The organism is Streptomyces sp. DvalAA-43, from assembly GCF_900091725.1.
GTDB lineage: Bacteria > Actinomycetota > Actinomycetes > Streptomycetales > Streptomycetaceae > Streptomyces > Streptomyces pulveraceus.
The window spans coordinates 157,205-181,035 of sequence record NZ_FMBW01000094.1 but is presented as its reverse complement, the minus strand read 5'-3'; the positions used below and the strand labels follow the sequence as shown (position 1 = coordinate 181,035).

The following is a 23,831-nucleotide window of genomic DNA, read 5'->3' as shown; positions in this document are numbered from 1 at the left end:
GCTCCTTCGCCACTGCTACTTGTACATGGTCTGGTTCATCGTTCCGGGGGCGTAGGCGTCGGGGTCGATCCAGACGTTGATCAGCGACGGCAGCCCCGACTCGCGGGCGCGGCGCAGTGCCGGGGCGATGTCGGCGGGGTCGCGGACCTCCTCGCCGTAGCCGCCCAGCATCTGGGCGAACCTGTCGTAGTGGACATCGCCGAGGGTGTTGCCGACCCGCTGGCGCGCGTCCCCGTACTTGGCCCGCTGGCCGTAACGGATCTGGTTCATCGAGGAGTTGTTGCCGACGATCCCGACGAACGGGAGGCGGTAGCGGACCAGCGTCTCGAAGTCCCAGCCGGTCAGGGAGAACGCCCCGTCGCCGAAGAGCGCCACGACCTCCTTCTCGGGCCGGGCCTGCTTGGCCGCCAGTACGAACGGGATGCCGACGCCGAGGGTGCCCAGCGGCCCCGGGTCCATCCAGTGGCCGGGCGCCTTGGGCTGGACGACCTGCCCGGAGAAGGTGACGATGTCGCCGCCGTCCCCGATGTAGACCGAGTCCTCGGTGAGGAAGTCGTTGATCTCGCCGACCAGACGGTACGGGTGGATCGGCGAGGCGTCCGAACGCAGGCTCGGCAGCCGCTTCTCGATCGCGCTCCGCTCGGCGGCACGCAGCTCCTCCAGCCAGGCCTTGCGCCTGACGGCCCCGCCGTTCAGCCGCCCGCTCGCGGCCTGCGTGACCGCTTCGAGGACCATCCCCGCGTCCCCGACGATCCCGAGGTCGACGTCCCGGTTCTTGCCGACGGTGCGGTAGTCGAGGTCGATCTGTACGACGGTGACGTCGGGGGAGAGCCGCTTGCCGTACCCCATCCGGAAGTCGAACGGTGTGCCGACGACGATGACGAGGTCGGCGTGGGAGAACGCGTACCGCCGCGACAGCTGGAAGTGGTGCGGATCGCCGGGCGGCAGGGTGCCGCGGCCGGCCCCGTTCATGTACGCGGGAACGTTGAGGGTGCGTACGAGTTCCACCGCGCGGTCGGTCGCCCGGGTCGTCCACACCTGGCTGCCCAGCAGGATCGCCGGCTTCTCGGCATGCACGAGGAGGTCCGCGAGCCGTTCCACGGCCTCGGGGTCACCGGCCGTACGGGTCGAGGCCCGGTACCGCCCGGCCGCCGGCACCCGGGCCCGCGCCACCGGCACCCGGGCGTCGAGCACATCGCGCGGAATCTCCAGGAAGGACGGCCCGGGTGCCCCGTGGTAGCACTCGCGGAACGCCATCGACACCATGTCGGCGGCCCGCGCGGTGTCGGGCACGGTCGCCGCGAACTTGGAGACGGGCGACATCATCTCGACGTGCGGCAGGTCCTGGAGCGAACCCATCTTGTGCTGGCTGTGCGCCCCCTGCCCGCCGATGAGCAGCATGGGCGACTCAGCCCGGAACGCGTTGGCCACCCCCGTCACGGCGTCGGTCGTACCGGGCCCGGCGGTGACGACGGCGCAGCCGGGTTTTCCGGTGATCCGGGCGTAGCCGTCGGCGGCGTGGGCGGCGACCTGCTCGTGCCGTACGTCGACGACGTCGATGCCCTCGTCGACGCAGCCGTCGTAGATGTCGATGATGTGGCCGCCGCAGAGCGTGTAGACGCGCTCCACTCCCTCGGCCTTCAGGGCCTTGGCGACCAGGTGTCCACCGGAGATGAGTTCTTCGCTGTCCTCGGGCATGGCGATACCTGTCCCTTCGTAGGGGGTGCGGAAGCCGTGCGGCACTCTGTCAGCGCATTGCATACAGTCGACGAATACTGTATGGACATTGTTATCCCGCATCCGGCGGACGGTGTCCAGGGGGCGTGCGGCACTTTCGCGAGCGTCCCGCCGCGGCCCGGTCTCGTGGATCCGCGTGCCTCGGGCGGCCTGATTTCGCGGTTGCCGTCGGCCGGAATCGCACGGTGCGTGCGGTCGTGACCACGCATCGTGGCCGGGTCGGGGGGAATGCCGCAGGATCGTGGCCGGCGTATCCGCCGCACCGCACTGACCACCGGAAATGCGGGTGATGGCCACCCTGAACCCCTGGTATTGTTTTCCATGTCGCCGCGGGAAACCGGGGCCGACCACCTGGTCCGGGTGGCGGAATGGCAGACGCGCTAGCTTGAGGTGCTAGTGCCCTTTATCGGGCGTGGGGGTTCAAGTCCCCCCTCGGACACCAAGGTCAACCGACCAAATGAAGCCGGTCAGAGCGACACTTTGTCGCTCTGACCGGCTTTGTTGTTGTGGTGGACAGAGGTCCGGCCCTGTTCAGTTCCTGCCCGGTCCTGGTTCCGGAGCCGTTTTCGGTTCCGGGACCGGGTCGGTGAGGCGCTGGAGGAGGGCGGCCGCCATGTAGCGCGTCCGGCCGGTGGTCGTGCGTGGGTCGTAGCCGAGGTCGCGTGTCAGCGCTTCGTGCCGGGCCTGCAGGGTGGAGTGGTGCATGCCGAGTCGCGCCGCGGCGGCGCGGACGCTGTCCGCTTCCACGAGCACACGCAGAACCGCGGCTGAGCGGGCGTCGAGACGCAACAGCGCCCGGACGTCCTCGTGCGGGACGCGCGGGTCGTGGGCTTGCAGGAACATGAGCATGACGCCGAGGTCCGTCGCGTCGACGGTGGGCGTGGACGCGTCGGTGAGCCGGAGCGCGACGATCGAGCCGTCCCACGACGCGGGTGCCCGGTCGGCTCGCACCCACGGGCCCAGGCCTGCCCGGCCCGGGAGCGGCACGTCTCCCGTCGTGTCGAGGGTCGCGCGCAGGATCCCGTAGCGCGTCGGCAGGATCGTGGAGGGGGCGCCGGGGATCTTCTTGTCGGCGCTGGTCGCGATCAACCGGATCCGGGTGCCCGCGTCCAGGCGCAGCCGGGCCAGGGCCGTCGTGCGGTCATTGACCGTTCGGGCCGCGTCGATGCCGATCTCCAGGGCGCCGCCCGCGTCGCGGTGCAGTTCGAGGAGCTCGACCGCGAAGGCGAGCCGCTCGATGATCATCGCGTCGTTCGCGTGCGCGGGCCCTTCCCGCTCCAGCCATACGCTGCCGCCGGAACAGGGGCGTACGGGGAATCGCGGCTCCTGGCCGGTGGTGCCGCCCAGGAGCCGGCCCTCCGGATCGCGCCGGCTGGTCCGGCCGCGCCGTTCGGCACCGGCGACGGTGCCGGACAGGGCGGCGGCGCCGCGCAGGAGTCCGTCCAGGCCGACGCCCCCGGTGATCAGTGTGTCGAAGTAGGAGATGACCTTGAGGGTCTCGCTCGCCTGTGGGTCCAGAGCGGTGATCCGGCCGACGAGTTCGTGCATCTGCGCTCCCTGGCGTACTGCGTCAGCGTACCTCCGCCTCCGGCAACGGTGGGGTCACGCGTCGAGGAGGCGTGCGAGCCAGGCCCGGCGTGCGGCGGTCGCGGACTGGGAGACGGCGGTGTGCGGGGCGATCATGTCGAAGCCGTGGAAACCGCCCGGCCACACGTGCAGTTCGGCCTGGACTCCGGCACGCCACAGCGCGGCCGCGTAGGCGACGCCCTCATCGCGGAACACTTCCGCCGAGCCGCAGTCGATGAACGTCGGTGGCAGCCCGGACAGGTCCGTCGCACGGGCCGGCGCGGCGTACACCGACACGTCGTCGGTCCCTCGGCGCCCACCCAGCAGGGCCGACCAGCCCGTGCGATTGCTGGTGCGGTCCCATAGCACGGCGTCCTCGAACTGCACGGTCGAGACGCTCTCGTCCCGGTCGTCGAGCATCGGGCATATCAGCATCTGCCCGGCCAGTCGCGGTCCGTTGCGATCCCGGGCCAGGAGGGCGGTCCCGGCGGCCAGCCCCCCGCCGGCGCTGGCGCCCGCGATGATCAGGCGCTCCGGGTCAATGCCGAGTTCGGCGGCGTGGCGGGCGGTCCAGACCAGGCCCGCGTAGCAGTCCTCGACCGGGCAGGGGTCGGGAGACTCGGGTGCGAGCCGGTACTCCACGGTGACCGCCACGGCGTCGTGCTCGACGATCCAGGGGAGGACCTGGGTGATGCCGACCATGCGGTCACCGAGGATCATGCCTCCGCCGTGCACGTGGTAGACCCCGGGTCCCGGTCGTGAGCCCGTACGACCGAGCCTGGTGATGACCGAGACCTGGATGTCGGCGCCCTCGAACCCCGGGATCGTGACATCGCGGCGCGTGACTCCGGCGTCCGCCAGCACGTCGTCGGAGACGTCGACAGGGGTGCCCGCCTGTCTCATGGCCGGGATCAGCTCGGGTGTGATGGTCGGAACCTGGTCCTGGACGAGCAGGAGGGCGGCCTCCAACTCGGGGTCCAGAGGCGGGCGGGGGACAGTATCTGACATGGGGGACTCCCTCGAATCTCGGGGTGGTCCAGGGCCTGTTCCCGGGGTGGTCCAGGGCCTGTGGCGGTCTGTGTTTCGCGGCCTGCGATGCACCATGCTCGCTTTCCCGAGCGGGCTGCGTAACCGCCGTTCGCAGCGGATTCACGGCAATCCACCCGCCGTTCGAGCGGTCCGCCCCGACCGCACCCGCACGAACAGCGAGCACCCCGACCGGGTGGCGAGGAACGAAGGATTCTGACGGCGAACCTTCTCGGGCCGGCTGATGGGCTCGATCGCTCGAACGTGAACGGCGGTGGGCGGGCGGAATTCACCACGTGTGAGGCATCGATGCTGCACGTGTTGCCGGAAGGAGCGGACCTGCGGATGGCTGCGCTCGCCGAGCCGATGGCGGTGGGCCGGCACGGCGCTCGTCGCGGGGGCCGGGCCGATCGGCCTCGGTGCCCGGTTCGCCCACCTCTGCTCTGGCAGGCCTCGTCCCCGGCGGCCGACTGGTGGTCGCCGCACTGCACGAGCACCCGACGGAGCTCCAGCCCACGCAGCTCATGATGGGCGAGGCAGAGATCGTCGGCGCGGTCGGATACCGGCCCACAGAGTTCGACGCGGTCATGGCGGCCATGGTCGACGGGGGTTACGACACCACCGGAGGAGTGCGGGAACTGCCCCTGGAAGGCGTCATCGACGCCCTCATTCGCTGCGCGGCGGCGTCGGCGGGAAGATCCTCGTGCAGGTCGGCTGAACGCCTTCGACCGGTCCGGTACGGACGGCTTCCGGCTTCGGGGGCCGTCCGTACCGGACCGTGGCGTGTCGGCGGTCCGATGAGACGCTGTTCGCTGCCATCCGCAGGAGCGTCGGACACCGGCGGCAGCGCTGTCCATAGGGCGTGACCCACCGCCCGGCCGACCGCACGAGCCGGTGATCCGGAGGATCCGTCGATCACCCCAGGGCACCCCCGGCCTCCGGTGCGCGCGTCACGATCCGGTCTCGGACAGCGGGCGGGGTCTTGTTTCCAGCCATGTAATCGTTTCCAATCATCCGTGTAATCGATTCCATGACTTCGGTCCGCTGGTTTCGAGGCTCACGGAAACCACAAGGAGGTGGTCCGTACATGGCGAGCATCAAGGATGTCGCGGCCCAGGCGGGAGTCTCTGTCGCCACGGTCTCCCGCGTCCTCAACAGTCATCCCTCCGTCAGCCCGGACGCGCGGACCCGGGTCCGCGCCGCCGTCGACGCCCTCGGCTACCGGCCCAACGCCGTCGCCCGGTCCCTGCGCACCGACCAGACACGCACCCTCGGCCTGGTCATCAGCGATGTGCTCAATCCGTACTTCACCGAGCTGGCCCGCTTCGTCGAGGAGGAGGCACGGGCCCTCGGCTACAGCGTCATCATCGGCAACGCCGACGAACGGCCCGAGCTGCAGGACCATCACGTCCGTACGCTCCTCGACCGGAGGATCGACGGGCTGCTCGTCTCGCCCGCGGACGGCGACTCCTCGCTGATGGCGGACGTGGCGCGGGGCGGTACCCCGATGGTCTTCGTGGACCGCTGGATGCCCGGCGTCGACGTCCCCGTCGTACGGGCCGACGGCCGCGACGCGATCCGGGACCTGGTCGCCCATCTGCACGCGCTGGGCCACCGCCGGCTCGCCATCATCGCCGGCCCCGCGGCCACCACCACGGGCAACGAACGCGTCGAGGCCTTCCGCGAGGCGCTGCGCGCGTACGCACTCACCCTGCCCGACGTCCACATCGGCCAGGGCGACTTCCAGGCGGACAGCGGCCGGCGCGTCACCGAACGCTTCCTGGCACTCCCTGAACCGCCCGAGGTCGTCTTCGCCGCCGACAACCTGATGGCGCTCGGCGCGCTGGACGCCATCCGCGCGGCCGGTCTGCGGGTGCCGCAGGACATCGGGCTCGCCGCCTTCGACGACATCCCGTGGTTCGTGCACACCGACCCGCCGATCACGGCGATCGCCCAGCCGACCGGTGAACTCGGCCGCGCCGCCGTCCGCGCGCTGGTCGACATCGTCGAGGGCCGGTCCCCGCAGTCCGTCACCCTCCCCGCCCGTCTCGTCGTACGCCGTTCCTGCGGCGAGCCCGCTCCGGACCGGAGGAGCAACCGGTGAGCCATCCGAACGAGTTGCTGCGCGTCGAAGGCGTACGCAAGACCTTTCCCGGTGTGGTCGCACTGGACAGTGTGGACTTCGATCTGCGCAGCGGCGAAGTCCATGTCCTGCTCGGCGAGAACGGGGCCGGGAAGAGCACACTCATCAAGATGCTCTCCGGCGCCTACCGCCCGGACAGCGGCCGGATCCTCGCCCAGGGGCGCGAGGTCCGCATCCACGGCGCACAGGACGCCGAACGGCTCGGAATCGCCACGATCTACCAGGAGTTCAACCTGGTACCCGATCTCACCGTCGCCGAGAACATCTTCCTCGGCCGGCAGCCGCGCCGCTTCGGGATGATCGACCGGCGGCGCATGGAGGCGGACGCCGAGGTGCTCCTGCGCCGCGTCGGCCTGCACGTCTCGCCGAAGGCAAAGGTTCGCGAACTGGGCATCGCCCGGCTGCAGATGGTGGAGATCGCCAAGGCGCTCAGCCTGGACGCCCGCGTCCTGATCATGGACGAGCCGACCGCGGTCCTCACCTCGGAAGAGGTCGACAAGCTCTTCCGGATCGTGCGGCAGCTGCGGGCGGACGGGGTCGGGATCGTCTTCATCACCCACCACCTCGAAGAGATCGCGGCACTCGGCGACCGGGTCACGGTGCTGCGCGACGGCCGGAGCATCGACCAGGTGCCCGCCTCGACGCCCGAGGCGGAGCTCGTACAGCTGATGGTGGGACGCAGCATCGAGCAGCAGTACCCCCGTGAACGCCCGGAGACCGGGGGCCCGTTGCTGTCCGTGCGCGGGCTCACCCGCGCCGGGGTGTTCCATGACATCAGCTTCGACGTACGGGCCGGGGAGGTGGTCGGCCTCGCTGGTCTCGTCGGCGCCGGACGCACCGAGGTCGCCCGTGCCGTCTTCGGCGCCGACCCCTACGACGGCGGCACCGTCGACGTGCTCGGCGCGCCACTGGCCAAGCACGACGTCACCGCGGCGATGGGCGCCGGAATCGGCCTGGTGCCCGAGGACCGCAAGGGGCAGGGCCTGGTGCTCGACGCCTCGGTGCAGGAGAACCTCGGCCTGGTCACCCTGCGCTCGGCGAGCCGGTCCGGTCTCGTGGACCTCAAGGGACAGCGCGTGGCCGCCGCCCGGATCGCCGAACAGCTCGGCGTACGGATGGCGGGTCTCGGCCAGCACGTCCGTACGCTCTCCGGGGGCAACCAGCAGAAGGTCGTCATCGGCAAGTGGCTGCTCGCCGACACCAGAGTGCTGATCCTCGACGAACCGACCCGTGGCATCGACGTCGGTGCCAAGGTCGAGATCTACCAGCTCATCAATGAACTGACGGCCTCGGGCCACGCGGTTCTGATGATCTCCAGCGACCTGCCCGAGGTCCTCGGCATGAGCGACCGGGTGCTGGTCATGTCCCAGGGCCGGATCGCGGGCGAACTTCCCGCGCACCGGGCGACCCAGGACGCCGTGATGGCCCTCGCCGTCGGCGCACCCCCCACCCCCACTGCCGCGACCGCGGATCCGGCTGCGAACGAAGAGGAGAGCCCCCGTGGCCACTGACACGCTCAAGAGCGATTCGGGCGCCGGTGGCGCCGCGGGGCACACGGTCCGCCGGCTGCTGCTCGACAACGGCGCCCTGAGCGCCCTGGTCGTCCTGCTGGTGGCGATGTCGCTGCTCTCCGGCGACTTCCTGACCACCCAGAACCTGCTGAACATCGGCGTACAGGCGGCCGTCACCGCGATCCTCGCGTTCGGCGTCACCTTCGTCATCGTCTCCGCGGGCATCGACCTGTCCGTGGGCTCGGTCGCGGCGCTCTCGGCGACCGTCCTGGCCTGGACGGCGACCTCGGAGGGGCTGCCGGTCTGGCTGGCGGTCGTCCTCGCCGTCGCCACCGGCATCGCGTGCGGCTTCGTCAACGGGGCGCTCGTCTCGTACGGCAAGCTGCCGCCGTTCATCGCGACACTGGCGATGCTGTCGATCGCGCGCGGTCTGTCCCTGGTCATCTCGCAGGGCAAGCCGATCGACTTCCCCGGCTCGGTCTCCGTGCTCGGCGACACCCTCGGCGGCTGGCTGCCCGTCCCGGTCCTCGTGATGATCGCGATGGGACTGGTCGCGGCACTGATCCTGGCCCGTACCTACATCGGCCGGTCGATGTACGCGATCGGCGGCAACGAGGAAGCGGCCCGGCTCTCCGGCCTGCGGGTCAAGCGGCAGAAGCTGGCCATCTACGCCTTGTCCGGGCTCTTCGCCGCGGTCGCGGGCATCGTCCTCGCCTCCCGGCTGACCTCCGCGCAGCCGCAGGCCGCGCAGGGGTACGAACTCGACGCGATCGCCGCCGTGGTCATCGGCGGTGCCAGCCTGGCCGGCGGTGTCGGCAAGGCGTCCGGAACGCTGATCGGCGCACTGATCCTCGCCGTGCTGCGCAACGGGCTCAACCTCCTGTCCGTCTCCGCGTTCTGGCAGCAGGTCGTCATCGGCGTCGTCATCGCCCTCGCGGTGCTGCTGGACACCCTCCGCCGCAAGGCCGGATCCGGGGCCGTCGCGCCGGGTGGTTCGTCCGCCGCGCCGGGGTCACCGGGCTCCGGCCGCAAGGGAGCGGGTGCGGTCAGGTTCGGCATCGCCGCACTGTGCGTGGCCGTTGTCGTGGGCGGGGTGTCCTACCTCAACTCCGGCTCCTCCGGCGGCACCACCAAGGTGGGCATGTCGCTCTCCACGCTCAACAACCCGTTCTTCGTCCAGATGAAGGCGGGCGCGCAGGCCGAGGCGAAGACGGCCGGGGTCGACCTCACCGTCACCGACGCGCAGAACGACGCCTCGCAGCAGGCCAACCAGCTGGAGAACTTCACGAGTTCGGGCATGAAGTCGATCATCGTCAACCCGGTGGACTCGGATGCGGCGGGCCCCGCCGTCCGGGGTGCCAACAAGGCGGACATCCCGGTGATCGCCGCCGACCGGGGCGTCAACGACGCACGGACCGCGATGCTGGTCGCGTCCGACAACGTCGCCGGCGGCAGGCTCGCCGCCAGGGCACTGGCCGACAGGCTCGGGGGCAAGGGCAGTATCGCCATCCTGCAGGGGACCGCCGGCACCTCGGCCAGCCGCGAGCGCGGCGCGGGCTTCGCCGAAGGCCTCAAGGCGTATCCGGGCATCAAGGTCGTGGCCGAGCAGCCGGCGGACTTCGACCGGACCAAGGGCCTGGACGTCATGACCAACCTGCTCCAGTCCCACCCCGGAATCACCGGTGTCTTCGCCGAGAACGACGAGATGGCGCTCGGCGCGGTCAAGGCGCTCGGCAGCAAGGCGGGCAGGACGGTGTCCGTCGTCGGATTCGACGGAACCCCGGACGGCCTGAAGGCGGTGGCCGCGGGCACGCTCTACGCCTCTGTGGCGCAGCAGCCGAAGGAGCTGGGCAGGATCGCCGTGCAGAACGCGGTGAAGGCGGCGGAGGGCAAGAAGGTCGACAGCATGGTGAAGGTGCCGGTCAAGGTCGTCACCAGGAGCAATGTCGCCGACTTCGCCTGAACAGCGCCCGCTGCACGGCGCCGGACCCCGGAAACCTGAACGGCGCTCCTCGCACAGCGTCCGACCTCGGAAAGCAGGAACCATGCACGTCAACGACCACGACCGGTACGACCTGCTGGTCGTCGGCTCCGCCAACGCCGACATGGTCGTCGGTGTCGAACGCCGCCCCGCACCGGGGGAGACCGTGCTCGGCTCCGATCTGGCCGTCCACCCGGGCGGCAAGGGCGGGAACCAAGCGGTCGCCGCCGCCCGTCTCGGAGCCCGCACGGCCCTGCTGGCCCGGGTCGGTGACGACGCGCACGGCCGCCTGCTGCTGGAATCCCAACGGGCGGCGGGCGTCGACACCACCGGCGTCCTCGTGGGCGGCGCCCCCACCGGCGTCGCGCTGATCACCGTGGACCCCTCGGGCGACAACAGCATCGTGGTGTCGCCGGGGGCCAACGCCCGCCTCGCTCCGGAGGACATCCGGGCGGCCGGTGCCCTGTTCGGTGCGGCCCGGGTCGTCTCCGTACAGCTGGAGATCCCGCTGGAGACGGTGGCCGAGGTGGCCGGTGCGATGTCAGCCGGTACCCGGCTGGTGCTGAACCCGTCCCCGCCCGCGCCCCTGCCCGAGCACGTGCTGGCCGTCTGCGATCCGCTGGTGGTCAACGAGCACGAAGCGCGCTTCATGCTCGGCGGGGCAGCGGGCAGCACCCCCGGGGAATGGGCGCGAGCCCTCCTGAGGCTCGGGCCGCGCTCGGTCGTGGTCACGCTGGGGGCGGCGGGCGCACTCGTCGCCGACACCCGCGGGGGCGATGTCGTACGCGTACCCAGCCCCGTGGTCGAGGCCGTGGACACGACCGGGGCGGGCGACGCGTTCACCGCCGCCCTGGCCTGGCGGCTCGGCCGGGGCGAGGGGCTCGCCGAAGCCGCCGCGTTCGCCGTGCGGGTGGGCGCGGCAGCCGTCACCAGGCGGGGGGCGCAGGCGTCCTTCCCGACGGCGGAGGAAGTTCCCGTGGGGGAAGTCCCGGCGGTGGAAGTACCGGCCGTGGCGGGATTCCCGAGCGCAGAGGAAGCCCAGGCCACGGGGGAAGCCCCGGACGCAGAGGAAACCCCGGCCCCGTGAAGAAGACAGGGATCCTCAACCGCCACCTCGCCGGGGCCCTGGCCGAACTGGGCCACGGCGACGGGGTGCTGATCTGCGACGTGGGGATGCCCGTCCCGGCCGGTCCCCGCGTCGTCGACCTCGCCTTCCGGGCCGGTGTCCCCTCCTTCGCCGAGGTGCTCGACGGCCTGCTGGACGAACTCGTGGTGGAGGGCGCGACAGCGGCGGACGAGATCGGGGACGCCAACCCGGAGGCCGCGCGTCTCCTGGCGGCCCGCCTCCCGGGACTCGCGCACGTACCGCACGACGAGCTGAAGGCGCTCTCGGCGGGTGCCCGGCTGGTGGTACGGACGGGGGAGGCACGGCCGTACGCGAATGTGCTGCTGCGGTGCGGGGTCTTCTTCTGACGGGAACGGGCCGGCCGAGGAGACGCCTCATCAGTAACCCATGGCAGGCGTTGCCTTGGGGTGCGCGTGACGTAGCGTTGCCCTTTTGGTGGTGCTCGACGGAGCACCACGAGGCACCGTTGTGCCCCCGTCAGTCGTGGGGCACCGAGGGGTTTTGGGATGAAGCTCTGCTTCCTCGTCGAAGAGCTGTACCGGCATGACGGCATGCCGCTTGACGTGGTCCGACAACTGACGTCGTGGGGACACCAGGTGGATGTGGTGCGCCCCGGCGGCTCACTGCTGCGGATCTCGGAGGAGGTGCGGGCGGGGACCCATGACGCCTGGGTACTCAAGACCGTGTCCGGCGGCCCCGGGCTCACCCTGCTGGAGGCCGCGGCGGCGGTGGGCCTGACCACGGTGAACGATGCGCGGTCGATCCGCGCGGTGCGCGACAAGGTCCTCACCTCGGTCATCGCCCGACAGCACGGCCTGCCGGTCCCCGTGACGTACTCGGCACCGAGGGCCGCACTGTTCGCGGACATTCCCGACGAGCTCTTCCCTCTGGTGGTCAAGCCCGCCGACGGCAGCTCGGGGCGCGGAGTACGGCTGGTGGCGGACCCCGGACAACTCGCGGAGACGGAAAAGGCGGACGAGGGCCAGCTCATCGCCCAGCCCTACGTGGCCAATCCGGGCTCCGATCTGAAGGTCTACTGTCTCGCGGGTGAGTTCCACGCGACCGTGCGCCGCTCCCCGCTCCACCCGGACGCACCGGTCGACGAGCGGGCCGTCCCGCTGCCCGCCGAGGTGGCCGCGGCGGCGGCGAAGGTGGGAGCGGTCTTCGGCCTCGATCTGTACGGCATCGATGTGGTGCTCGGCCCCGACGGCCCGGTGATCGTCGACATCAACGACTTCCCGAGCTTCCGTCAGGTCCCCGACGCGGCAGCCCGGTTGGCCGGAGCCGTCCTGGAGCTGGCCAGGACCGGCGGCGGTGACCGGATGGGCGCGCTCGGCCCTGTCCCGCGCATCCCCGCACAGCCGCTGATCCCCTACGGGCGGCCCCAGCCGCACCCCGTCGCCGACTCCGGGCCCGGAGCGGGCATGGCGGCGGCCGTGCCGGAGGGCGTCCAGATATGAGGGTGTGTCTGCTGACCGACAAGGCGGACCATCCGCTGCTCGCCGCGGCCTCCGCCGCGCTGACCGAGGCGGAGCACCGGGTGACGTTCCTGGACCCGGACGCCGGAGCCGGGCCCCCGTCGCACCCGGTGGCCCCGGACGCTCTCGCCGACGTCTACCTCCTCAAGGCCCATACCCCGAGGGCCCTGGCGCTGGCCCGTTCCCTCGAAGCGCTCGGCGCCCGGGTGGTGAACTCCGCCGCCGCGACGGAGCTGTGCCAGGACAGGAGCCGGATCGCCGCCGTGGCGGAAGGCGCAGGTCTTCCGATGCCCCGGACCCGGACCCTGGGCGCGCTCTCCGAAGCCCTCCACGGAGCGGGGCTGCCGGAGCGCGGTTATCCGTTCATGGTCAAGAGCCGCCACAGCCGACGCGGCGACCTGGTCGCTCGCGTGGACGGGCCGGACGGGCTCCGGGACCTCGCGGCCGAGTGGTCCGACGAGCCCGTCGTCCTGCAGGAGTTCCTCGCGAACAGCGGCTGGGACCACAAGCTGTGGGTGATCGCGGGAGAGGTGTTCGCGGGGGTGCGGCCCGCGGCGGTGGGCGCACCGCCGGACGGCGCGCGGTCCGAGCCGCTGATCCGCGACCTGCCACCGGCCTGGATCCGGCTCGTCCTGCGCACGGGGGACGTGTTCGGCCTGGACGTCTACGGTGTCGACCTGCTGGACCGCGAGGGGAGTCCCGTCGTCGTCGACATCAACGCCTTCCCGGGAATCCGCGGCCAGAAGGGCGCCCCCGAGGCCTTGGCGGCCCTGGCGCTGCGACGCCCCGGCCCGGCTCTCCCGCCCGCGAAGTCCGGGACGGTCCGGGACACTCCGGGCCTCGACGCCGCCGTCAGCTCCGGGTCGCGTACACGATGAGGTTGTCCACCGGGTGGCCCTGGGCGTCGAAGGAGCCGTCACAGGTGATGAGGCGCAGGGTGCGCGCCCGGGTGGCACCGTAGACCTTCTCGGTCGGGAACGCCTTCTTGCTGACGGTCTCGGTGCCGGTGACCCTGAAGTGGAGCTCCGCGCCCCGGTCGTTGCGGACGGCGATGTCCGCTCCCTTGGCGATCTTCTTCAGATCGTGGAAGACGGCCTTCCCGAAGCGGGTGTCGTTGTGTCCGATGATGACCGCCGCACCGGGCTCACCGGGCGTGACACCGCCGGTGTACCAGCCGGCGGTCATGCCCTTCTCGGCGGGCGGGACCTCGACCGTGCCGTCCTGGTTGAGGCCGAGGCGCATCAGCTCGCTGTCGATCCCCAGCGAGGGGATGCCGACCCGGACGGGAGCGGCCGCTGCGGGCCGGGAACCCTCCGACTTCCCGGCCTCCTTCGCACCGGTCCGCTCCGGAGCGGTGCTCGTACCGTTGCGGGGTGCGGTGGCGGACGAGCCGTCCGTGACGTCGGAGGAGCAACCGGCGAGGAACAGGCAGGCGAGCAGCGGCAGTGCGGCGCGTCGGAGCGAGGACGAGGGACGGAACATGGGGGCTCCAGGTCTGGGCGGAGATCGGCAGTGGCGCCGCCCGGGAACGGACGGCGCCACGAAGTCCGGCCGCCTCCGGTGGGCGTCGCGACTGCCTCGGCAGTCGGCCGACACCCGGGGCGGCCGTGGGGTCGGGCTGGTCAGCCGTTGCGCTGGGCGGCCGAGCGGCGGCGCAGTACGACGGTGCCCGCCCCGGCGAGCAGAAGCGCCCCGGCGGCCGAGCCGGCGATCATGGTGGTGCTGTCGCCGGAGGTGCCGGCCGGACGCTCGCCCGCCGCGACGCCACCGCGCGGAGCGGCGCTCCCCGGACGCTTGACGGCCGGAGCCGGGCTGTCGCCCGCGGCGACACCACCACGGGGCACCGCCGACGGCTGCGCGTCCTCAGGGGCGGCGCTGGCGCCGCCGTTGGTACCCGCCGCGGCGGACCGCTTGACGGAGGGAGCCGAGGGCGAGGCATCGGCGAAGGCCGCGGCGGACGGTACGAGCACCGCGCCCGCCGCGACGGCGGCGAGGACGGCGGTGCGCAGGAGACGGTTGGGCATAGGGGATGACTCCATTCCAGGTGGGCCTCGGTGATGCCCGGGGTCTGGTGCGCACCGGGCACGAGGCATGCCGACAGGCTGGCGTGAAGTTATGAAGAAGCTGTCAGGACGTTGTGGTCATCGCATCAGGCCCGGTCCGGGGCCTTCGGTGCCGCGCCGTCCGCCTCCTGCGACCCGGCCTCCGCCGGGGCGGCCGGCAGCCGGAGCGTGAACACCGAGCCCTGCCCCTCGACGCTCACCGCGCTCACCGAGCCCCCGTGCGCCTCCACGAGTTTCCGTACGATCGCCAGCCCCAGCCCGCTGCCCCCGGTGCGCCGGCTGCGTGACTTCTCGGCGCGCCAGAAGCGGTCGAAGACATGCGGCAGATGTGCCGCCGAGATGCCGCTGCCCGTGTCCGCGACCTCGACCACCACCTCACCACCGTCCGCCGCCCCGTCCGCCGACGACGCCGAGCCGTACGCGCGCACCGTCACCCGGCCGCCCGACGGGGTGTGCCGTACGGCGTTGGAGACCAGGTTGCCGATGGCCTGGCGCAGCCGGACCGGGTCGGCCCACAGCTCGGGTGGGGGCGCGTCGCCCACCGCCGGAAGCGCGGAGAGTGCGACGCCCGCGGTTTCGGCGCGCGCCTGGTGCGCCGCGGCGACCTGTGCGAGGACGTCCTCGATACGTACCGGCTCGGGGTGCAGACGCAGGGCACCCGCGTCCGCCGCCGCGAGATCCTGGAGGTCGTCGATGATGTGCTGCAACTGCACGGCCTCCGTGTGCAGCGAGGCGATGAACGCAGGATCGGGCTCCGCCAGGCCGTCCTGAGCGGCCTCCAGCCAGCCCCGGATGTTGCTCAGCGGGGTGCGCAGCTCATGGGCGACGTCGCTGACCATGTCCTTGCGCTGGGTCTCCAGGCGCGCGCGGTGGTCGGCCATGTCGTTGAAGGCCGCGGCGAGCCGGCCGATCTCGTTGTCGTCGGTGACCCGTACCGGCGCGGAGTCCTCACCGTCCCGCATCCGCTGTGCCGCACCCGTCAGGGCGTGCAGCGGCCGTACGAGCCGGGACCCGGCGAGCACCGTGGCTCCGACGGTGAGCGCCAGGACGAGCGCCGCGGCCCCCGCGATCTTCGCGGTGTTCGCGGGGGAGAGGTCGAAGCCGGGCACGGTCGTGCCGCCCTCGTCGCCGATGAACAGCAGCGCGGGCGAGGCGACATAGGAACTGAGCTGTTCCCTGCGCGCCGTGTCCACACAGGAGGCGGCGGCCCGGTCGTCCTCGCCGTTCCGGACGCTCGGCACGGGGGTGGCGACCTTGACGACGCCGGCGGCGGGCCGGGGCATGGGCCCGTCGCCCCAGGACAGGTCCGGATTGAGGTGGATGGCCGAGCGGCTCTGCCGCTTCAGGCAGGCGTTGGCCAGTCCGTTGAGCGCGTCCAGTGCCTTGCGTTCGGTCGCGGTCGGGGTGTCCAGTTCCTCGGACGTGCACCGCGTGTTCCGAAGGCGGTCCGGATCGTTGCCCACCACCTGGACGCGCGGGCGTCCGCTCGCACCGCGGACCACGTCCGCCGCGATCCCGATGCGGTTCAGGCAGGCCGCGTTCCGGTCGGCGGCGTTCTGCAACGCCGTACGTTCGGCGGCGGGCAACCGGAACGGACCCACCGCGCGCGGGTCGACCCGGTCGGCCGCGCCACCCTCCCGGTCGGCCGTCCGGGACAGCGCGGTGTCCACGGACAGCGGGTCGACGATCGCCGAGGCCTGGGGCGGCAGCGCGGGCGGTGACGGCAGGGACGCGGAGTCGGCGAGGGGCCGGCGCTGCTCCGTGGTCAGCGCGATGCGCCGGCCGGACTGACGTGCCAGATCGCGCACGGTGCCGTCGACGCCGTCCCAGGTGGAGTGGCCCGCCGCATAGCCGAGCAGGGTGTTGTAGATCCGGGCGTCGGCGGTGAGGTTCTGGCCCTGCTCCTGCTTGATGGCACCGGAGGTGGTCTGCACGGCGATCCAGGCGGTGGCGGCCACCGAACAGGCGGCCACCAGCGCGGACACCGCCAGCAGCCGGCCGAACAGACTCCTGCGGAGAGGGAGCCGGGTCCGCCGCTGCTCACCACGCACGCGAAGCGCCCCTCTCCGGGTCCGTCAGCTTGTAGCCGACCCCGAAGACGGTGAGCAGCCGGGCCGGCCGACGCGGTGCGGGTTCGATCTTCTTGCGCAGGTTCATGATGTGCACATCGACCGTGCGGAAGCTGATGTACCGGTCGAAGCCGTGCAGCTCCTCCAGGAGCCGCTGCCGGGTGAAGACCCGGTCGGGCTCGGTCGCCATGGCGGCGAGGATCCGGAACTCACCGGGTGTGCAGTCCACGGACCGGCCGCCGACGGACACCTCGTGCCGGTCCGGGTCGACGACCAGCGCACCGCACCTGAGCGCCTGGTCCGCGACGGGCTCGGCACCCTGCGCGCCCCGTCGGCTGCGCCGCAGCAGGGTCCGGACGCGGGCCATCAGCTCACGGGGGCTGTACGGCTTGGTCATGTAGTCGTCCGCGCCGAGATCGAGCCCCAGCAGCAGATCGTCCTCGGTGCTGCGGGCCGTCAGCATCAGCACCGGCACTTCCCGGTGCTCGGCACGGAGCACCCGCACCACGTCCAGGCCGTCCGCGCGCGGCATCATCACGTCGAGCACCAGGAGATCGGGCTCCCGGTGCCGGACCTCGGCGAGAGCCGCGAGGCCGTCGCCGACGACCGTGACCGCATGGCCCTCGTGTTCGAGGTAGCGGCGTACGAGTTCGGCCTGTTTCTCGTCGTCTTCGGCGACTATGACGTTTGCGCACACGCGGACGATCGTAGAGGACCACGCGGATCCCGCCCCTGGAGCGGGAGCGCTACCGTGCCGACGCGACCAGCGGGTAGTGGTCGGAGAGGTCGGTGTACGTGTAGCTGGTGCCCCAGCTGCTCACGGTCCAGGGCGCGCTCTCCTCCTTGACCACCTCGTTCGTCCAGCCGTCCGGCTTCGCGTGCCCGGCGCGGTGCAGTACGTGGTCGAGGTCCTCGCGGGGGTCGTCGGGGTAGCGGTCGGCGGCGATCGAATTCTCCCGGGTGTCGAAGGAGTACGGGTGACCGGTGCGGGCGGTGGCCGCGGTCAGTCCGGCGTCGTCGAGCATCGACGCGTACTCCGCGGAGTACGCGTCGACGTTGAAGTCCCCTGCCACCACGACCTGTTCCGAGGCCGGGATGTTCCTGGCGTCGAGGAACGCGTCGATCTGCCTGAACTGCAGACGGCGCTTCGCGGCGGCCTCGCCCGCCTTGCACCCGGAGTCGGTCGACTGCGTGTGGGTGCCCACGACATGGACCCGGACACCGTGGACGTCCAGTTCGGTGTAGGCGAAGCCCTTGTTGGACCAGCTGTCGCTGCCGCAGGCGTCCTTGTAGATGTGCTGTTCCTTGCGGACGATGGGCCACTTGCTCAGTACGGTGACACCGCCGTCCTCCGGGGTGACGGCCGAGTAGGCCCCGCTGGTCGCGTCCCAGCCGCTCCTGCTCCGGCCCACCACCGGTGTCCGGTACGGGTACTGCGCGGCGGCGTCGCTCAGCAGCGCGTCGGACGCGGAGTTGTCGAACGCTTCCTGGAGCACGACGACGTCATTGCCCTGGAAGAACGGCGCCTTCGGGATCTCGGCGGCCCGGTGGTCCTGCCCCCAGTTCGGGTACAGGGTCTTGCTGAACAGGAACGTGTTGTACGTGAGGACGCGCAGGGACGGGGTCGATGCCGCCGATGCCTGCGGTGCGTCGACCGCCAGTGTCGCGGCGGCCAGCGCGGCGGCCAGGGTTGCGCCGGAGATGCGGCGGATCGCGGGATTCGGCACGGGTTCTCCTGGTGCGAGGGGGGAAAGGTGGTGCGGAAGGTGGTGCCGCCATCAAAGCAGCGGGAGTTACCCATGGGTAGACATCGGATGCCGCCGGTCCGGCCACAGCCGGAACGAATGGGCGCGAGCCCTTGTCGCGGGCCCCGCGGCCTGGTCTTGTGTACCCGGGCGCCATGGGGCGATCCGGAACGGAGCCCGTGGGCGGGCTGTTCACCACGGGCGGGCGGGCTCCCGCCCGGAGCGGAGGAAGCGTGGAGCCGGTGACCGGACGCGAGGCGCGGGACACGCTGCCCGCAGGGCTCGGCGACGCCGTGCGGGCCACCGCCGAGGAGATCGCGGCGGTGCTGCGCGGCGTCGCCGACACGAGCGTCCCGGTGCCCGGATCGCAGTGGACCGTGGGGGGAGGCCGCGGCGCATCTGGCACAGGCCAACGAGCTGATGGCCGACCTCGCGGCCGGGCGGGAGCGCGGCTACGGGGACGGCACGCCGCAGAGCCTGGCCGCCGCCAACGAGCGCGCGCTCGCCGCATTCGGGGAGCGGGCCGCCGAGCCGCTGGCCGGGATGATCGTGGCGCACGCGGACGCCTGCCTCACGGCCGCGGACGGTGCAGGTGCAGGGTCCGTGGTGACGCCGTTGGGGCCGATGAGCCGCGCGGTGCTGGTCTCGTACCTGCTGACGCACATGCTCGGCCACGGCTACGACCTGGCCCGTGCGCTGGGACGCCGTCACATGGTCGACCGCGAACGCGTCGCGCTGTCCCTGCCGTTCCTGATGACGGCGATGCCCCGGGTCACCGACGCCGCCACCGCCGCCGGGTTCACCGCCCGGTACACGATCCGCCTGTGGGGCGGCGCCCGGTTCGGTGTCACCTTCACCGACGGAACCGTGACCGTCACTCCCCGGCCGCCGGCCCGCCCGGACTGCACCATCGCCATCGAGCCGGTCACCTTCTTCCTGATGGCGCTCGGCCGCATCGACCCCCATGGCGCCATGGCCCGGGGCCGGGTGCTCGCCTGGGGCCGCAGGCCCTGGCTCGCTCCCCGGTTCCCGGCGCTGTTCACGGCTCCCTGATCACAGCGCCGGGTTCCCGTGGGACTCCATGAGCTCCTGGTGGGCCGCCAGCACGTCCTGGGTCAGTACGGTGACGATCTCCTGCCTGCTGGGTGTCGTGCCGCCCGTGTGCTCGGCGTACAGACGCAGATCCCGCTGCGCGGCGGCCTTCTGGCAGAGCTCGCGGGCGAAGCGGGCATTGCCCAGGGTGTCGGCCATGCCCGCGTCCACCGCCGAGACGAAGAGCGCGCCGAGCGCCGCCGCGGCCTCCTCGTCGGGTTCGTCGCCCTGACCGGCCAGGATGGACCGGGCGATCAGGAGCAGCTCCTGGGCGGAGTAGGAGGGGAAGTCGACACGGGTGTTGAACCGGGACACCAGGCCCGGGTTGGCGGCGAGGAGCCCGGTCATCTCCTCGCGATATCCGGCGAGGACGACGACGAGCCGGTCCCGGTCGTCCTCGGCCCGCTTCAGGAGCACCTGGAGCGCCTCGTCACCGAACGCGTCGCCACCGCTGTACCCGCTGTTGGACAGGGCGTACGCCTCGTCGATGAACAGCACGCCGTTCAGGGCGGAGTCGATGACCTTGCTGGTCTTGATGGCGGTGGACCCGAGGTGCTGCCCGACGAGGTCGACGCGCTGGGCCTCGATGACATGGCCGGAACGCAGCAGCCCCAGACCGGCGAAGACCTTGCCGATGATGCGGGCCACGGTGGTCTTCCCGGTGCCGGGCGGGCCCGCGAAGACGAAGTGCCGGGGCCGGGCGCCGCTGGGCAGCCCCTGTTCCTCCCGGAGTGCCGCCATGCGCAGCTGCGCGATCAGCGTGAGGACCTGCCGCTTCACCGGCTCCAGGCCGATCATGCCGTCCAGCGCCTCCTGGGCCTGTGCGAGCAGTCGCGCCATCTCCTCCCGGGACAGCCCGTCCCCCGCACCCTCCTGGAGGCCCGGAGCGGCCGCGGGGGCCGTGGGACCGGCGACGGGCGCGGCCGTACGGACCTCCGGGGCCCGCGCGGAGGACGGCGGGGAAGGGTCGGGGGAGGACGCCGGAGGCGCCCCGGCGACGGACGACGCCGTCGGAGCCGTGGAGCGCGCCTGGGCCCGTACATTCACGTCGAAGAGGCCGGGCGCACACCGGAACGCGTACTGATACCGCTTCAGCGCCTCCTCCGAGCGGCCCAGCGACTCCAGCGAGCGGCCCATGAAGTACTTGACCTCGGCGTCGAAACGGCTTCCGGACTCCAGCTTCTTCGGCAGCTCCGCCAGCACGTTCAGCGCCTCGTGACACACACCCTGCGCGAACAGCGCCGCACCCACGTACAACTGCGCCTCGTCGTGCAGGAACGCGTCACGGATCCCCGGGGCGAAACGCAGGACCAGGGACCAGTCCTCCTTGAGGAAGGCGTACCGGGTGCAGACGAACCGGGTCTCGTCGCAGTCCAGTTGTGCCGTGGCCAGCCCCGCCCAGGCCTCGTCGAGCTTTCCGGCGTCCAGCAGCGAGGTCATGGCCGCCACCCAGAGGTCACGGGCGCTTTCGAGCCGGAAGGTGACGTAGTGGCCGAGCTGGAACCGGGAGCGGAGCGGCATCCCGAACTTCGCACGCAACGCGCCGAACGACCCGGAGGCACGGACCATGCCGTCCAGCGCCTCCTGCTGACGCTGCCCGGTCGCGTGCAGCCCCAGCCAGGCGTCGGCGGCCAGCGGATCGTGGGCCGCGGCGAGCGAGAACCGTTCGGCGGCGGCCGCCTGATCGCCCTGCTGGAACAGGACCATCGCCTGCTGCCAGGCCTGCTCCGCCTTCCTGGCCGAACCCCGGCGTGCGGCTGCTCCCTGCACAGTTACTCCCCTCGACGGGCCCCCGGCCCGCGCGCCGACGGCCGACGGGGCTCGCCGTGACGACCTGGAACAACCGCCAGGATATCCAACACGGCCTGACGGACGGTGAATAGTTTCGGCACCGGGACGTCCGGGGTGCCGGGACGACCGGGGTGGCCGGGCCGGCAGACACGACGGCGGCACCGGAACACCCATCCCGCCCGGACACCGACGAAACGCCTGTTTCAGGACAGACGAACGACCGCCGTGCCCGGCGCGGCAGATCACCGTCGCGATGTCCGGGGGACTGCGGCCCGTCTGACGCTAACGTTGATCCGCACGGTGGCAGCGACGGTGCCGGGGAGGGCGCACCGCGCGGAACACCGGGAACGAGGAGTGCGCGACATGCTGGATCCCACTTCGGTGGCGGCGATTTCGGCGGTACTCGGCGCGGTCGGCTCGGGGATGGCCAACGAGGCCGGCAAATGGGCCTGGGAGTCCACCGGCGGCGCGGTGCGGAGGATCGTCGGCCGCGAGATCCCCGCCCCCGTGGCCCAGGACGAGCGGGACGAGGTGGCCCGCATGGTCCACGAGCGGATCCGGTCCGATCCCCGACTCGCCGCCTCCTGGACCGCGTTCGCGGCGCGGGTGCGCCGCGCCCCCGTCCCGGCCGGGGCCGTGCGGTCCGACCTCCCCGCCTCCATAAGGTTCTTCACGGACCGCAAGGAGGCGATGAAGCGACTCCAGCGGGAGGCGTCCCGCCGCCCGGACGGACGGCCCCGGCTCGCCCTGGTGCACGGCCCGGACGGCATGGGGTCCAGCACGCTCGCCGTGCACTTCGGAGCGCAGCCGACCCGCCTCTTCCCGGACGGGCAGATCTACGCCGACCTCGGCGGCGGGGGCTCCGGCGGCGCGCGCGACACGGGAACCGTGCTGCGCGCACTCCTGCGTCAACTGCGGGTTCCGGACGAGGAGATGCCGACCGGGACCGATGAACTCGGCGCGTTCTTCCGCGGCCGGGTGGCGGACCGCAGACTCCTGGTGGTGCTCGACCACGCGTACTCCGCAGGGCAGGTGAGGCCCTTCCTCACCCCGGCACCCGGGGTGTTCACGATCCTGGTCGCCCGCACCCCGTTCCCCGGCATCGACGCCGTACGTGTGCCCGTCGGCCCGCTCTCGGACCGGGACGCGGTGCGCCTGCTCACCGACATCACCGACAAGTCCACGGTCGCCGCAGCCCGTGCCACGCTGCCCTCGCTGCTCCAGCGCTGCGGTGGATCGCCGTACGCCCTGCGCGCCGCGGCGTACCAGCTCTCCGCACCCACCCTCCCGCCACGTCACGCCGGAGCGGACGGCGATCCGGTACGCGGCGCCGCCGAGGACAACTACCGCCTTCTGGCGCCGGAATCCGCCCGGCTGTACCGGCTGATGGCCCTGCGCGCCTGGCCCGCCTTCGACGCCGCCGCGGCCGCGTGGACCACCGGCCGGGACCACGAGGGGACGGCGGAACTCCTGGACGACCTCGCCGACCGGATGCTCCTGGAGCGCGGGACCGGCGACGGCCGCTACCACTACCGCCACGGGGTACGCGCACACGCCGAGGCGGCGGCGATCCGGGAGGACGGGATCGCGGCCTGCTCGGCGGCTCTCCACCGCACCCTGAGCGGCTACGCGGATCTGGCGGCGTCGGCCGCCCACCAGGCGCTCCCGAAGAGCTGGCGCGTTCCCGCGCCCACCGGGGACCGCACCGGACAGCGGTACGAGGACGAGGGCTCCGCCCTCGGCGCGCTCCTCGCCGAGCTGGGCAACCTGGTCGAGGCGGTGCGCTGCGCGGAGGAGTCCGGCGACCCGGACACCGCCGTACGCCTCTGCCGCGCGCTGTGGCCGCTCCAGCTCAAGGCGGGCCACCACGAGATACTGCTGCCCGCGCTGCGCATCGGAGCACGGCTCGCCGACGCCCACGACCCCGCGAGCCCCGACGCCGGAGCACTGCACGCACAACTCGCCCACACCCTCACCGAGCTGAAGCGCTGGGACGAAGCGGAGACGGAGGCACGGGCGGCGGCGAGGGCGGAGGAATCGGCCGGCCACAAGCGGGGCCACGCCTCGGCCGTCGAGTTCCTGGGGCTGCTGAGGCTGCGCCAGTGGCGGAACGAGGAGGCGTACGCGTGCTTCGACGAGGCGGGCGGCATCCTGGACACCCTGGGCGATCAGGACGAGGGGACCGCGGACCTGCCGCGTGCCCGTGCCCTGCTGGAGCGTCATCGCGGACGGGCGCTGCGCGGCTCGGGGCAGCGGGAGGAGGCCCGGGAGAAGCTGGAGTCCGCGCTGCGGTACTTCCGTTCGAGCGGCGATGCGTACAACTCGGCCCGGACGCTCACGGACCTGGCCGGCACCTGGATGGACGAGGAGGACACCGGTGCGGCGCTGCCGCTGATCGAGGCGGCGATCACTACGCTCGACGGCCAGAAAGCCGAGTACCAGCTGCGGATTCTCCGGCGGATGCGGGAGGGGTGCGGCACGGAGTGAGCCCACGTTCCCGCCC

Annotated in this window: 17 protein-coding genes, 1 tRNA gene and 1 pseudogene; 10 read left to right on the top strand and 9 right to left on the bottom strand. The window is 72.1% G+C overall.

Features of this window, described 5'->3' with window-relative positions; all coding sequences use genetic code 11:
* Positions 1–15 precede the first annotated feature (15 nt).
* Complete coding sequence (locus GA0115234_RS39295) at positions 16–1,698, bottom strand: thiamine pyrophosphate-binding protein (RefSeq protein WP_093551374.1); 1,683 nt, start codon at positions 1,696–1,698, stop codon at positions 16–18.
* Positions 1,699–2,091: 393 nt separating this feature from the next.
* On the opposite strand from GA0115234_RS39295, the gene GA0115234_RS39290 reads away from it, so the two are divergent.
* Positions 2,092–2,179 (top strand) — tRNA-Leu (locus GA0115234_RS39290).
* 89 nt (positions 2,180–2,268) lie between these two features.
* Here GA0115234_RS39290 and GA0115234_RS39285 read toward each other — a convergent pair.
* Both GA0115234_RS39285 and GA0115234_RS39280 read right to left on the bottom strand, forming a co-directional pair.
* A complete protein-coding gene (locus GA0115234_RS39285) occupies positions 2,269–3,285 on the bottom strand; it encodes a hypothetical protein (RefSeq protein WP_093551372.1) in 1,017 nt (338 codons plus the stop codon).
* A gap of 54 nt (positions 3,286–3,339) precedes the next feature.
* On the bottom strand, positions 3,340–4,311 hold the full coding sequence (locus GA0115234_RS39280) for an alpha/beta hydrolase (RefSeq protein ID WP_093551370.1): 972 nt from the start codon (positions 4,309–4,311) through the stop codon (positions 3,340–3,342).
* A gap of 1,105 nt (positions 4,312–5,416) precedes the next feature.
* Here GA0115234_RS39280 and GA0115234_RS39275 point away from each other — a divergent pair.
* From GA0115234_RS39275 to GA0115234_RS39245, 7 genes are all read left to right on the top strand, one after another.
* Positions 5,417–6,433, top strand: a complete 1,017-nt coding sequence (locus tag GA0115234_RS39275) for a LacI family DNA-binding transcriptional regulator (RefSeq protein ID WP_093551368.1) — start codon at positions 5,417–5,419, stop codon at positions 6,431–6,433.
* Positions 6,430–7,983 (top strand): sugar ABC transporter ATP-binding protein, encoded by a 1,554-nt coding sequence (locus GA0115234_RS39270; protein ID WP_093551366.1) that lies wholly within the window; start codon positions 6,430–6,432, stop codon positions 7,981–7,983. Before GA0115234_RS39275 ends, GA0115234_RS39270 begins: the two co-directional genes overlap by 4 nt.
* The gene (locus tag GA0115234_RS39265) at positions 7,973–9,946 is read left to right on the top strand and encodes an ABC transporter permease/substrate-binding protein (protein WP_093551364.1); all 1,974 of its coding nucleotides are present in this window, start codon (positions 7,973–7,975) and stop codon (positions 9,944–9,946) included. The genes GA0115234_RS39270 and GA0115234_RS39265 overlap by 11 nt, the downstream gene beginning before the upstream one ends.
* A gap of 82 nt (positions 9,947–10,028) precedes the next feature.
* On the top strand, positions 10,029–11,051 hold the full coding sequence (locus tag GA0115234_RS39260; RefSeq protein WP_093551362.1) for a ribokinase: 1,023 nt from the start codon (positions 10,029–10,031) through the stop codon (positions 11,049–11,051).
* The gene (gene rbsD / locus GA0115234_RS39255; protein WP_093551359.1) at positions 11,048–11,437 is read left to right on the top strand and encodes a D-ribose pyranase; all 390 of its coding nucleotides are present in this window, start codon (positions 11,048–11,050) and stop codon (positions 11,435–11,437) included. Before GA0115234_RS39260 ends, rbsD begins: the two co-directional genes overlap by 4 nt.
* A 159-nt stretch (positions 11,438–11,596) precedes the next feature.
* The gene (locus GA0115234_RS39250) at positions 11,597–12,550 is read left to right on the top strand and encodes an ATP-grasp domain-containing protein (protein WP_093551357.1); all 954 of its coding nucleotides are present in this window, start codon (positions 11,597–11,599) and stop codon (positions 12,548–12,550) included.
* Positions 12,547–13,446, top strand: a complete 900-nt coding sequence (locus GA0115234_RS39245; protein ID WP_093551355.1) for an ATP-grasp domain-containing protein — start codon at positions 12,547–12,549, stop codon at positions 13,444–13,446. The genes GA0115234_RS39250 and GA0115234_RS39245 overlap by 4 nt, the downstream gene beginning before the upstream one ends.
* Here GA0115234_RS39245 and GA0115234_RS39240 read toward each other — a convergent pair.
* The 5 genes from GA0115234_RS39240 to sph all read right to left on the bottom strand — a co-directional run bounded on the left by GA0115234_RS39240 (position 13,421) and on the right by sph (position 18,427).
* Entirely contained in the window at positions 13,421–14,050 is a 630-nt protein-coding gene (locus tag GA0115234_RS39240) for a class F sortase (protein ID WP_093551353.1), read from the bottom strand. The genes GA0115234_RS39245 and GA0115234_RS39240 overlap by 26 nt on opposite strands.
* Positions 14,051–14,190: 140 nt before the next feature.
* The gene (locus tag GA0115234_RS39235) at positions 14,191–14,592 is read right to left on the bottom strand and encodes a hypothetical protein (RefSeq protein WP_093551351.1); all 402 of its coding nucleotides are present in this window, start codon (positions 14,590–14,592) and stop codon (positions 14,191–14,193) included.
* A 125-nt stretch (positions 14,593–14,717) separates the two neighbouring features.
* Complete coding sequence (locus tag GA0115234_RS39230) at positions 14,718–16,682, bottom strand: sensor histidine kinase (RefSeq protein ID WP_256088926.1); 1,965 nt, start codon at positions 16,680–16,682, stop codon at positions 14,718–14,720.
* Positions 16,672–17,397 (bottom strand): response regulator transcription factor, encoded by a 726-nt coding sequence (locus GA0115234_RS39225; protein ID WP_176729399.1) that lies wholly within the window; start codon positions 17,395–17,397, stop codon positions 16,672–16,674. Before GA0115234_RS39225 ends, GA0115234_RS39230 begins: the two co-directional genes overlap by 11 nt.
* Positions 17,398–17,446: 49 nt before the next feature.
* Positions 17,447–18,427, bottom strand: a complete 981-nt coding sequence (gene sph / locus GA0115234_RS39220; protein ID WP_093551349.1) for a sphingomyelin phosphodiesterase — start codon at positions 18,425–18,427, stop codon at positions 17,447–17,449.
* Positions 18,428–18,678: 251 nt separating this feature from the next.
* On the opposite strand from sph, the pseudogene GA0115234_RS39215 reads away from it, so the two are divergent.
* Positions 18,679–19,498 (top strand): annotated as a pseudogene (locus GA0115234_RS39215) (maleylpyruvate isomerase family mycothiol-dependent enzyme).
* Here the strand turns inward: GA0115234_RS39215 and GA0115234_RS39210 are convergent.
* Complete coding sequence (locus GA0115234_RS39210; protein WP_256088925.1) at positions 19,499–21,307, bottom strand: AAA family ATPase; 1,809 nt, start codon at positions 21,305–21,307, stop codon at positions 19,499–19,501.
* A gap of 384 nt (positions 21,308–21,691) precedes the next feature.
* Here GA0115234_RS39210 and GA0115234_RS39205 point away from each other — a divergent pair, with 384 nt between their 5' ends.
* On the top strand, positions 21,692–23,815 hold the full coding sequence (locus GA0115234_RS39205) for a regulator (RefSeq protein WP_093551345.1): 2,124 nt from the start codon (positions 21,692–21,694) through the stop codon (positions 23,813–23,815).
* The last annotated feature ends 16 nt before the right edge of the window (positions 23,816–23,831 follow it).